Annotated in this window: 6 protein-coding genes; 3 read left to right on the top strand and 3 right to left on the bottom strand. The window is 67.7% G+C overall.

Features of this window, described 5'->3' with window-relative positions:
* Nucleotides 1-97 precede the first annotated feature (97 nt).
* Nucleotides 98-889 carry a DUF502 domain-containing protein gene (locus tag DVR07_RS10635; protein WP_115797140.1) on the top strand — a complete coding sequence of 264 codons (792 nt, stop codon included), beginning with the start codon at nt 98-100 and terminating at the stop codon, nt 887-889.
* 136 nt (nt 890-1,025) lie between these two features.
* A complete protein-coding gene (locus DVR07_RS10630; protein ID WP_205254523.1) occupies nt 1,026-2,456 on the top strand; it encodes a CAP domain-containing protein in 1,431 nt (476 codons plus the stop codon).
* A gap of 119 nt (nt 2,457-2,575) precedes the next feature.
* Here the strand turns inward: DVR07_RS10630 and DVR07_RS10625 are convergent, their stop codons facing one another.
* Nucleotides 2,576-4,984, bottom strand: coding sequence for a hypothetical protein (locus DVR07_RS10625; RefSeq protein WP_162829507.1), 2,409 nt, complete (start codon nt 4,982-4,984; stop codon nt 2,576-2,578).
* A gap of 752 nt (nt 4,985-5,736) precedes the next feature.
* On the opposite strand from DVR07_RS10625, the gene DVR07_RS10620 reads away from it, so the two are divergent.
* Nucleotides 5,737-6,360, top strand: coding sequence for a hypothetical protein (locus tag DVR07_RS10620; protein WP_115797136.1), 624 nt, complete (start codon nt 5,737-5,739; stop codon nt 6,358-6,360).
* A 59-nt stretch (nt 6,361-6,419) separates the two neighbouring features.
* Here DVR07_RS10620 and DVR07_RS10615 read toward each other — a convergent pair whose 3' ends face one another.
* Nucleotides 6,420-10,082: an FG-GAP-like repeat-containing protein gene (locus tag DVR07_RS10615; protein ID WP_162829506.1), complete on the bottom strand. Its 3,663-nt coding sequence runs from the start codon at nt 10,080-10,082 to the stop codon at nt 6,420-6,422.
* A 576-nt stretch (nt 10,083-10,658) separates the two neighbouring features.
* Nucleotides 10,659-12,107 (bottom strand): arginine/ornithine antiporter ArcD, encoded by a 1,449-nt coding sequence (gene arcD / locus DVR07_RS10610; RefSeq protein ID WP_115797133.1) that lies wholly within the window; start codon nt 12,105-12,107, stop codon nt 10,659-10,661.
* Nucleotides 12,108-12,128: the final 21 nt, after the last annotated feature.

Here is a 12,128-nt window from a genome sequence, read left to right as displayed (position 1 = left end):
CACTTTCGTTCCGCGGCGGTTTGGTTGCGCCTATCTTCGGTTCAAGGCCCGCGTACGGCCCGAATCACTTTGTCCGCCGGCCCACTTGTAGGTGGAAATGAGAGGTCGGGAGACGCCCGCGGACGCGGTCCGGGAGACCGGCGAGTCGCTGTACGACGGCCTGCTCGACGTCGTGGTGACCGGAATCGCCATCATCGTCCCGCTCGTCGTCACCGTCTACGTGCTGGCGATGATCATCGAGTTCATCGCGAGCGCGCTCACGCCGCTGGTCGCGGTCCTCGAGTGGACTGGACTGGTCGCGTTCGTCGAGTCGCTGTGGCTCTCACAGCTGCTCATCGAACTCGGCGTCTACGGCCTCCTGTTCGACTTCGTGCCGGAACTCGTCGCGGTCGCGCTGCTGATCGGAACCGTCGTGGCGGTCGGGACGCTGGCCCACGTCAGGTACGGCGAGCGACTCGTCGTCGCGCTCGACTCGGCGCTGGCGTCGGTGCCGGGCGTCGGCACCGTCTACAGGAGCTTCCGGCGGGTCGGCGACGCGATGCTGGGCAGCGACGCCGATAACTTCGAGGACGTGAAGATCGTCGAGTACCCCCGCGAGGGGTCGTACATCCTGGGCTTCGAGACCGCGGCCTCCCCGGAGCCCATCGGCGAGGCGGTCGGCGAGGACGGCCTCGTGGCGATGTTCCTCCCGTTCGCGCCCAACCCGGTGATGGGCGGGTACCTCGCCCACATCCCCGAGGACCGGGTCCACGACGTCGACATGACCGTCGAGGAGGGCATCCGGACCATCATCACCAGCGGCATCGCCGCGGGCGACGACGGCGACGTCGACGTCGGCAACATCCCGGGCGTCGACCACGGGGGCGACGCGCCGGCGAAGGCCGACTGAGGCGGGCGTCGGCAGGCCGACCGAGCGCACCGTCGGACGGTCCGTCGGACGTTCTCCGGTTCGTGTAATCTGGCGGGCTAGTTTTCAAAGAAAGCAGAATATTTTTAAACGACTGGTGGGAGCACCGACCACGCGCATGGTCCGCGACACGAGCGTCAACTCCGAATCAGAGGCATCACTGAGCAGACGCGGCTATCTCCGGGCGACTGGACTGCTCGCCGGCGGCATCGGCCTCGGCGCAGTCGCCGAGCGAACGGCGGCACTGGCCCCCGCCGTCACGGTCGACGCGGGGTCGGCCGCGGTCAACCACACCTGGCAGACGGTGGGGCTGTCCGGGTCGTCGACCGACCCGGTCGTCCTCTCGTCGGGGCTGAGCTACCGGGGCCCCCAGCCCGCGTCCCCCCGCCTCCGCGACGTCGGGAGCGACGCGTTCGACCTCCGGGTCGAGGAGTGGGGGTACCTCGACGGCGCCCACCGCGAGGAGACGGTCGGCTACCTCGCCACCGAACCCGGCGAGTACGCCCTCGCGGACGGCACCGCCCTCGAAACCGGCCGGGTCCGGACCGACCACCGCTGGGAGTCGGTCGCCTTCTCCGCGTCGTTCTCGTCGGCGCCCGTGGTGTTCTCGCAGTCCCAGACGGTCGCGGGCGGCCAGCCGGTCGTCACGCGCCACAGCGACGTGTCTGCGTCCGGACTCTCGGTGCGCCTCCAGGAGGCCGAGGCCCAGGGCCCTCACCGGGTCGAGGACGTCGGCTACCTCGCGGTCGAGCCCGGGTCGGGGACGCTCGACGGCCGCGCCTACGAGGCGGGGACCCGCTCGGGCGTCGGCGACGCCTGGACCACCATCGAGTTCGGCGACAGCTACGCGGACCCCGTCCTCCTGGTCGACGTGCAGACGTTCCGGGGGTCGAACACCTGCTCGGTCCGGTACCGGAATCTGACCGGTTCGTCGGTCGACGTGAAGGTTCAAGAGGAGCGCAGCGCCGACGCCGAGACCGCCCACCTGGGCGAGCGCGTGGGCTATCTCGTGGTCGAAGGCGTCGCGGAGCGGGAGGGGGATGACGGGGAAGCGGTCGACGAGGAGACGCCCCTCTCGGAACTCGACAGGAATCGCGTGGAGCGACTCGTCCACGAGTACATCAACGAGCGCCGGACGGACCACGGCCTGGGCACGCTCGACTTCGACACCGACCTCCGCGAGATCGCCCGGTACCACAGCAGGGACATGGCCGAGAACGACTACTTCAGTCACACCTCTCCGAGCGGGGAGTCGCGGTCGGACCGGTACGAGACGTTCGGCTACGACTGCCGGGCGTACATCACCGACACCCGGTACTACACCGGCGGCGAGAACATCGCCTACACCTACTACGACACGGACGTCAGGACCGACGACGGCACCATCCACCACGACAACGCCGACGAACTGGCCGCCGGCATCGTCAGCCAGTGGATGAACTCCGAGGGCCACCGCGAGAACATCCTGACCGCGGGCTGGAACAAGGAGGGTATCGGCCTCTACATCACGTCCGAGGGGAAGGTGTACGCCACGCAGAACTTCTGCTGACTCCATCGGTCTCTCGACGGACACTCCCTCGGCTTCGATGTTCAGGGAGTAAGTACACTCGACGGGTGGTCGCCGTCCCCCGGATCGCTAAAAAATGAAGACGGTCGTTCTGGTTGCGTTCAGAGCGCCAGGGGCGCAATCAGACTCTTCTTCTCGTCGTCATCGTCGTCCGAGTCCTGGTCCTGGTCGGTGCTGACCGACACCGACTGGCTCTGATCCTGGTCGTTGCCGCTACCGGAGGTGCTCTGCTCCTGCTCCTGATCGACGTCGACGTCCGAGCTCTGCTCCTGCTCGTCGTCTTCACCGTCCGCGTCCTGGTCCTGCTCCTGGTCGACCTCGACGTCCTGTTCCTGGTCCTGTTCGTTGTCGTCGCCGCTCGAACTCTGCTCCTGGTCCTGATCGACGTCGACCTCCGACCGTTGCTCTTGGTCGTTGTCGTCGCCGTCAGCCTCCTGGTCGCTCTCCTGTTCGACGTCGCTGCTCTGCTCCTGGTCCTGGTCGTTGTCCTCGCCGCTGGAGCTCTGCTCCTGGTCGCTCTCCTGGTCGCTCACCTGATCGGCGTCCTGGTCGTTGTCGTCGCCGTCAGCCTCTTGGTCGAGGTCCTGCTCGACGTCCTGGTCGCTCTCCTGGTCCTGCTCGTTGTCGTCACCGCTGGAGCTCTGCTCCTGGTCGCTCTCCTGGTCGCTGTTCTGGTAGCTGTCCTGGTCGTTGTCCTCGCCGTCGGCGTCCTGGTCGCTGTTCTGCTCAGCGTCCTGCTCGCTGTCCTGCTCCTGGTCGTTGTCCTCGCCGTCGGCGTCCTGGTCCTGCTCGCTGTCCTGGTCACCGACCTGGTCGCTCTCCTGGACGTTCTCGTCACTGTCGGAGTCCTGCTCGGAGTCCTGCTCGGAGTCCTGCTCGCTGTACTGATCCTGTTCGTTGTCGTCACCGCTAGTGCTCTGGTCCTGACCGCTCTCCTGCTCGCTGTCCTGGTCGCTGTCCTGCTTGTTCTTGTCGCCGTCAGCGTCTTGGTCGGAGTCCTGGTCGGAGTCCTGGTCGGAGTCCTGGTCCTGGTCGGCGTTCTCGCCGCTCGACTGCTGGTACTGGTCGCTGATCTGGTCGTTCGTCTGGTCGGCGTCCTGGTCGTTCTTGTCACCGTCGGCGTCCTGGTCCTCGTCCTGGTCGTTGTCCTGCTCGGAGTCCTGCTCCTGGTCGTTCTCGTCGCCGCTCGCGATCTGGTCCTGGTCGTTGGACTGGTCGCTGTTCTGGTAGCTGTCCTGATCGTTGTCGTCGCCGTCAGCGTCCTGGTCGCTCTCCTGGTAGGAGTTCTGGTCGCTCTCGGCGTCCTGCTTGTTGTCGTCGCCGGTCGCGTTCTGGTACTGCTCGCTGTCCTGGTCGTCGATCTGGTCGCTCTCCTGAACGTTGCGGTCACCGCTGACGTCCTGGTCGGAGTCCTGTTCGGCGGTCTGGTCGCTGTCGGCGTCCTGATCGTTGTCGTTGCCGAAGATTATCTCCTGGATTTGCTCGCTGTCTTGGTAGCTGTCCTGGTCGCTGTCCTGCGTGTTGTTGTTACCGACCCAGACCTGCTGCTCGCTCTGCTGGTCGGCGGTCTGGTCGTTGTCGGCCTCCTGGGTGTTCTCGTCGCCCTCGTAGACGATCTGCTCCTGGTCGTTCTTCTGCTCGGCGTCCTGGTCGGCGTCCTGGTCGTTGTCGTCACCGAAGACGACGACCTGGCCGCCGTCCTGGTCGATATCCTGCTCGTTGTCGGCGTCCTGGTCGTTCTCGCTACCGTTCTCGGCGATCTGGTCCTGGTAGTTCTCCTGGTCGGCGTCCTGGTCGAGGTCCTGGTCGTTGTCGTCGCCGAAGAGGATGATCTGCGCGCCGCGCTGGGTGATGTCCTGGTCGTTGTCGGCGTCCTGCGTGTTGTTGTCGCCGTTGACGGCGATCTGGTCCTGATCGTTCACCTGGTCTGCGTTCTGGTCTGCGTCCTGGGTGTTGTCGCTACCGAAGGCGACGAACTGGACGAGCTTCTGGCTGATGTTCTGCTCGTTGTCGGCGTCCTGCGTGTTGTTGTCGCCGTTCGCGACGACCTGCAGCTGGTCGTTCTCCTGGTCGGCGTCCTGCGTGGCGTTCTGGGTGTTGTTGCTACCGAAGAACGACAGCTGGATCAGCTGCTGGCTCATCCACTGGGCCGACTGTTGGTCCTGGTAGTTGTCGTCGCCGTCCTCGACGAACTGATCCTGGTCGCTCTCGGCGGTCGCGTCCTGGTCAGCGGTCTGGTCGCTGTTGCTCCCGCCCACGAGCGTCTGGTTCGCCTTCTGCTCCGCGGTGAGGCTCTCGGACTGCTCCTGGCAGTTCCGATCCCCGGTCGCTTCCTGCGACTGGTCGACGTCTCCGGAGATGTCCTGGTCGTCCGTCTGATTACTGTTGGTGTCGAGATGCTTCAGATCCGTGCTGGACTGGTTGGCGTCGACGGATAGTGCCTGGTCTTGCGCGCTCTCGCAGTCCTGCGTACCGCCTACGGTTGCCGCTCCGATACCTGTCAATGCCATACTGCTCGCGACGAGTATCGCGAAGAGTACGGCGAACCGCTTCGTCATGGATTTCTCACCTGTCATTGGATTTCCCTACGGCACCTGCCGCAGACCGATGCTCGACAGTACCGGACTTTGTTATTATCCGGACTCGCCGAATTCAATCGCTATTACATACTCGAAATTGACACATGAGGGGTGGTAATTGAGCTTACGCAGCCCGACAGTCGACTAACCCGGTTCAACCGGCGGATTCGGTTCGAGTCGCATCGAGCGGTCAAGTGCAGGTTGTTAGCCCGGGCCTAGCCGGCACGGAGAATCCACCGTTACCCCCGGTAATCTGGGTTTCGAGGACGTAAGCGCAGAAATATCCGCCACGCCGCCGACCCGAACCCCCGCTCATCGCGCCACGGGCGGCGGCCGCGCGACGTCAGCTGCCGAGCAGTGTCCGCCGTTACGAGGGCTTTAGCGCGACTTGTGCAGTCGTTGGGTTCCGCGCAGTGGTCCGCCGACGAACGCCGGCATTCGTGGGCTCGATTCCGGATGGCTACAGGTTTCATCTCCGCAATATCAATCCCGAATAGAGTGAACGCCAGCAGAAACAGTTTGTACGTCTCCGACGAGATACCGGTATGCCTCGTGTAGAAATCTCGCCCTCCGAGGCGCTTCTCGTGGGGGTTGTGATACTCGGCGTCGGGGCCCTCGCGCCGAGTATCGCGGGGGGAGTGACCGAGAATGGAATCGACAGGCACCCGGGAGCGAGCGCGCAGATGACAGCGAACCAGACGACAGTGAACATCACCGTCGACTGCACCGCACCCAACGTCAGCATCACGGCACCCGAGGGGTACCAGTACGGCGTGACCGTCGGGGTCGCCAACATCTTGGCCGACTCCAACAGCGTGTCGCGCTCGTCGTTCGGGTCCGTCGAGGGCAACGCGACGGTCGACCTCGACGAGCGGGGGATCGTGTTCACCATCGTCCAGAACGAATCCGAAGACGAAGCGGTCGTCGCGTCCGACGTGACCGACTGCCTCGACGCGGGCGAGACGGCGACGACGACGGCGTCGCAGGACGACACCGAGCCCGACATCGAAGTCGACTGCGAGGGCGACGAGGTCCGGTTCGTCGCGGACGAGGACACCGAGTACGTGGGCAAGGTGAGCGTCATCGAGCTGTCGACGACCGGCACGTCGACCAGCAGCTCCACCATGACGCTCGCCGGGAACGAGACGGTGTCAATCGACGGGGAGGCGATCGTCGCGGCCTTCGCCTCCACCGACGACCTCGGCGGCGACCGGACGGTGTCCGTCATCCGGAACTGCTCGCCGTTCGGAACCGGGATGAACGAGACCGAGACCACGGCCGCGTCCGAGACCACGACCGAGACGTAGGCTGCGAGGCCGCGGTCACGTCCGTTTCTTTCGGCTGACCAGCCACCTCCGCAGAGCGGTCACGCTACGAGCGAGTCGTGTGGACCGACCGCGACGGCGACGCTCTCCGCGGCGGTCGTCGTGCTTTCGCCACCTTCGGCGGCCGGTTCGTCCGCAGCGGACGACTCGTCCGCCGTAGTCGTCTCGTCCGCTTCCTCTTTGTCGTCTTCGTCGGTCGGCTCGTCGTCCTCGGTCGGCTCGCCCTCTTCAGCATTCTCGTCTTCGTCGGTCGGCTCGTCGTCCTCGGTCGCCTCGTCTTCGCCGTCTTTCTCCTCCGCTTCGGTCGCCTCATCCTCATCGGCTTTCTCACCCTCTTGCGTCTGGGCCTCGTCGGTCGATTCCTCGTCGGGGTCCTCATCGGTCGTCGGCTCCTCGTCGTCCGATTCGTCTTCTGTCGTCGACTCCTCGGTTCCCTCTTCGTTCGCCGTTTGCTCGTCGGTCTTCTCGGTCGTCGGTTCCGGCGTCTCGTCGTCCGACTCCTGCCCGGCCGGCGTCTCCTCGTCGGCGTCCTCCTCGGTGGGAGACTCGGTCGGCTCTTCCTCGTCGACCGATTCCGCTTCGGTCGTCTCCTCGTCAGACGCCGCATCGGTGGTCGCAGTCGGCTCACCGTCGGCCGACCCCGCTTCGGTCGTCGCAGTCGTCTCCTCTTCGGCGACAGTTTCCGCCTCGGCGGCCGTCTCGGTTCCCGCAGTCGCGGAGTCGGCCGTCCGCGTCGTCGTGTTCTCGTCCGCCGTCGTGGCGGTCGCGTTTGTCGATGTAGTGGTTTCGTTGGTCGACGTGGTGGTCAGGTTCTCGCTCGCGCGCGTGGTGGTATTCCCCGCCGCGTCGGTCGCGTTCGACGCCGACGCGTTCCGGGTCCCGTCCTCGGTTTCCGCCGAGACGGTTGTAGTGACGTTGGCCTCGGTCTGCGACTGGGTCTGGTTCTGGTCGACGGCGATCGACTCGTTCTGTCGCTGCGTGTTGTTCTCGCCGTACTGGCGCTGGGTCTGGTTCTGGTCGGCGACCACCTCGCTGCTCTCGTTCGCGTCCCCGCCGGTCAGCGATTGGTTCTGGGTCTGGCTCTGGTTCAGCTCGGCGGTCTGGTTCTGGGTCTGCGTCTGGTTCGGGCCGCCGGCCTCGGTCTGGTTCTGGTCGGCGTCGACCGACTGGTTCTGGCGCTGGGACTGGCTCGGCCCCTCGTCGCCCTGCGTCTGATTCTGGCCCTGGTCGACGTCGATGCTCTGGTTCTGGGTCTGGCTCGCGTTCGGGTCGGTCTGGTTCTGGGTCTGGTTCTGTCGGAGGTCGACGCTCTGGTTCTGGGTCTGGTTCTGCGAGACGTTGGTCTGCTCCTGGTGCTGGCGCTGGCTCGCCTCGACCGACTGGTTCTGGGCCTGTCCCTGGGCGCCCCCGTACGTCTGGGTCTGGCCCTGGTAGACGATCTGGACGACCTGGAACTGCGTCTGGCTCTGGTCGTAGCCGTCGCCCTGGGACTGCTCCTGGTTCTGGTCGACGTCGAGGTACTGGGACTGCAACTGGTCGACGGCGTCGTTCACCGGCTGGACCTGGACGAAGGTCACGCTGAACCACTGCACCTGGGTCTGGACCTGCTCGGACCCGGACCGGCGTTGCGTCTGGTTCTGGCGGCTCTCGACGTCCTGGCGCTGGGACTGCTCGTCGTCACCGCCCTGCTGCTGGGCGAACCGTATCCGCAGCTGCTGGCGCTGACGCTGGGCGTTGTCGTGGCCGTCGCCCTGGTACTGGCACTGGGTCTGCTGGACGTGGATCCGCTGGAACTGCCACCGGATGCTGACGCTCCCGTCCGACTGGGTCTGGCCGCCCCGGACGCCCTGTGACTGGCCTTGGCGCTGCCCGTCGCCGGTCTGGCGCTGGCACTGGTTCTGGTAGACGTGGATGCCCTGGCGCTGGTCGGGCTCCCGGTCGGTCCGGTCGTCCCCGCCGTCGCCCGAGTTCCCGTCCTCTCCGCCGTCGTCGGGGCTCGAGTTCCCGTCGTCGGAGTTTCCGTCGTCGGGATTGGAGTCGCCACCGTCGGGGCCGGAGTCGCCATTCTCGGGGCCCGAATCTCCATCGTCGGAACCGGAACCACTGTCCCCTCTGTCGGGCGTCCCGTCTTCCGGGTCGGTCGGAGCCCCCTCAGACCGGTCTCCGTCGGACCGAGCGCTGCTGGACCTGTCGTCGCCGGACGCTCGCTGCTCGGGGCTCCCCGCAGCGCCGGAAGCCCCCTCGTTCGAGACCAGCCGGACGGCGGCGCCGGTCGCGTCGCCGCTCGACTCGTCACCGTCGGCGAACTCCAGGGAGGGGAGTCCGCCGTCGCTCCCGTCGTCGCGGGAGTCCGGACTGGCGGTACTGCTGTTGCCTGCTGCCGTCCGAGTGCCCCCCGCGCCACCGCCGTCACCGTCTGCCCCGCACCCGCGCTGGGGTCGCACGAGGTACACCGCGCCGCTGTCGGTGCGACCGATGTCGCTGCCGGGCGCGCCGACCAGGACGTCGCTCCCGTCGTCGCCGCGTCCGAGCCCGGCGACGCTCGCGCCCGCGAAGTCGCCCGCCCCGCCGCCGGTGAGCTTCGTGGCCACCGCGCCGCCGTCGGTTCCCCGACCGTAGACGAGGTACGCCGCCCCGGTGTCGTCGTTGGTCGGCGCGCCGGCGACCACGTCGTCGTCGCCGTCGCAGTCGACGTCGCCGGCCGACGCTACCGACCACCCGAGTCGGTCGCCCGCCGCCTCGCCGAACACCGCCACGTCGGCCCGGTCCGCGGTCAGCGTCCCGTTCAGCGACGCCCCGCCGTACACGACGTACGCGGCGCCCGCGTTCCGTCCGGAGGTGTCGTTCGAGGGTGCGCCGACGAGCAGGTCGGCGACGCCGTCGCCGTTGGCGTCGTCGGCGCTCCCGACGGCGAAGCCGGCGTTGTCGTGGGCCGACCCGCCGAGGAACGTGGCCTCGGACTGGGTGAGGTTCTGACGCCCAGAGGCGTCCGCGTCGGCGAGGTACACCGCCCCGGCGCGCGGGTCGTCGCTCGCGTTGTGATACGGCGCTCCGACCGCGATTTCGGCGGTGCCGTCGTCGTCGACGTCGCCCGCCCACGCGACCGACCAGCCGGCGCGGTCGTCGGCCGCGCCGCCGACGAACCGCGCTTGCGTCGCGTTCGACCCCTGTGCCGCGGCGGGGAGCGACACCGTCGACCGGTTCGAGAGCGCCTCGCCGGCGAGGAGGTGCGCGGCGCCCCGCCGTGCGTCGGTCCGAGTCGCCGGCGCGCCGACCAGTAGCCCCGGAGCGTCGGCCGAGTCGACGTCGCGCGCGCTAACGTCGAAGCCGGCCTCGCTCCCGTCGGCCCCGCCGACCAGTTTCGTTCCCGCCTCGCCGAGCGAGACGGTGCCGTTCGCGTCCTCCCTGCCGAAGACGACGTAGGCCGCGCCGGCGTTCCGGCCGGCCTCGTCGTTGTAGGGCGCCCCGACGACGAGGTCCGCGTAGCCGTCGCCGTCGACGTCGCCGCCGTCGACCGACCAGCCGGCGTAGTCGCCGGTCGACTCGCCCGTCAGCGTCAGGTCGGCGTCCGAGAGCGAGATGTTCTCGGCGGTGACCGGCCCGTAGAAGAGGTACGCCCCGCCGGTGTTGTTGGTGCCGCGGCCCGGCGCGCCGACGACGACGTCGGTGGCGCCGTCGCCGTTGAAGTCGCCCGCCGAGGCCACCGACCACCCGAAGCTATCGTTCGACGTGTTGTATCCGGACTGGGTCTGGCGTCCGGCGACCCCCGGACTCGCCGGGGAGGAGCCCGCCGTCGCCGGGGAATCTGGCGCTAGCGAGACAGTATCCCGCGTTTCGCCGTCGAATGCTCCGATACCCGCCACCGCCGTGCCGCTCACGACGAGCCCGCATACGAGAAATGTCACCAGTACTCCCGCCAGCCGTCGAACCCGCCCGACGCCGCTCGCTCCCGACCGCTCGTGTCTCGATTGCATCGTACTCCGGAGGACATGTTCCCGAACGCTACTTTGTTATAAACTGGCCATCGCGCCGTAACCGGAATTACAGGTCGGTAATCGGACGGTTACCGGTGACCGGGCGCCGGTGCCGAGGTAGCGGTCGCCCGGCCGGTCGCTCGTCGATATTCCGACTCTCGCGCGGGCAGTCGTCGGACGGGCCTCGGATAGCCCGACCTTAACGAGCGAGCGACGTGGTACAAAGCGGTTCGGAGGGGTTCGAAGCGGTCGATTTCGGTCGGAGTCGGTTCGGGCGAGACCGTCCGAAGGAGGGACGAACTCGGCTCAGTCGCCGGCAGACGAGGCGGTCGACTCCTCGGTCTCTCGCGGGGTCGTGGCCACGCCGGCCAGCGCCATGGCGAACAGCACGGCCGGCGAGAGGAACGCGAAGAAGTAGTACGGGAAGTACTCCAGGGTCGCCACGCCGAAGACGCTGGACATGTAGACCGCCCCGGCGTGCCACGGGATGAGCGCGCCGGTCGGGGTGCCCGCGGCCTCGACGGCCCGCGAGAGGTCGCTGCTCTCGAGGTCGTACTCGTCGTAGAGGTTCCGGAGGGTCATCCCCGGGATCACGATGGCCATGTACTGCTGGGCGCTGAACACGTTGACCAGGATGGCCGAGACGCCCGAGCCGACGACGAGGCCGGTCGCGCTCCGGATGGACTGGGCGAGGTAGTGAGCCAGCACCGCGAGCACGCCCGTCCCCTCGAGCAGGCCGCCCAGCGAGAGCGCGGCGACGACGACCGAGATGGTCCAGGCCGACCCCGAGACGCCGCCGGCGGCCAGCAGGTCGTTGACGAGCTGGGTGCCGGTCTCCGGGGCGGTCCCGTTGAGGAACACGTCCCAGGCCGCGGTGAAGCCGACGCCCTGGACCGCGATGGTGGTGAACACGCCAGCGAACACCCCGGCGACCAGCGACGGGAGCGCTGGGTAGCCGTAGAGCGCGAGGCCGAAGGTGACCACCAGCGGGAGGAAGACGAGCGCAGAGAGGTCGTAGGTGCCGGCCAGCGCGGTCTGGATCTCGACGACGCGGCCCTCCGGAATCGCGCCGCCCGCCCGGAGGCCGAGGACGGCGTACAGGACCAGCGCGACGCCGAGCGCGATGGCGGTGCCGGTCCGCATCGCCCGGATGTGGTCGTAGAGGTCGGTGTTGGTGACCGCGGCCGCGAGGTTGGTCGTGTCCGACAGCGGCGACTGCTTGTCGCCGGCGTACGCTCCGCTCAGGATGGCCCCGGCGGTCATCGGCGCCGGGATGCCGAGCCCCGACCCGATGCCGACGAACGCCACCCCGAGCGTGCCGGCGGTGGTCCACGACGATCCGATGGAGAACGCGACGATGGCCGCGAGGATGGCCGTCGCGGGCAGGAACACCTCCGGGGTGAGCACGGTCAGCCCGTAGTACATCAGCCCGGGAATCGTCCCGGCGCTGACCCAGGTGGCGATGAGCGCGTAGATGGTGAACAGGATGAGGATCGCCTGCAGGCCCATCAGCAGGCTGTCGGCGATGCCCTCGTAGAGCTCATCCCACGACAGCCCCATCCAGTAGTAGCCGACCAGCCCGGTCAGCACGATGCTCCAGAGCAGCGGGCCGTGGGGCGCGAGCTTGAGGTACCCCGACCCGATTCCGAGGAAGACGACGACGCCGAGCACGGGTACGAGCGCCTGGGCCGGCGTCGGTCGTCGCTCGGGCGACAGCTCTCCGTACGTCAGCGGTTCGAAGTCCAGCGAAGCCATTGACGCCGGTTCTTATTACCA

Origin of the sequence: Halorussus rarus, from assembly GCF_003369835.1 — an archaeon.
Lineage (GTDB): Archaea > Halobacteriota > Halobacteria > Halobacteriales > Haladaptataceae > Halorussus > Halorussus rarus.
This window is presented reverse-complemented; position numbering and strand designations above follow the sequence as displayed.

Coding starts and splice junctions, on each gene's coding strand:
- DVR07_RS10635 (WP_115797140.1), top strand. CDS start 98: ATGAGAGGTCGGGAGACGCCCGCGGACGCGGTCCGGGAGACCGGCGAG.
- DVR07_RS10625 (WP_162829507.1), bottom strand. CDS start 4,984: ATGGCATTGACAGGTATCGGAGCGGCAACCGTAGGCGGTACGCAGGAC.
- DVR07_RS10630 (WP_205254523.1), top strand. CDS start 1,026: ATGGTCCGCGACACGAGCGTCAACTCCGAATCAGAGGCATCACTGAGC.
- DVR07_RS10620 (WP_115797136.1), top strand. CDS start 5,737: ATGACAGCGAACCAGACGACAGTGAACATCACCGTCGACTGCACCGCA.
- arcD (WP_115797133.1), bottom strand. CDS start 12,107: ATGGCTTCGCTGGACTTCGAACCGCTGACGTACGGAGAGCTGTCGCCC.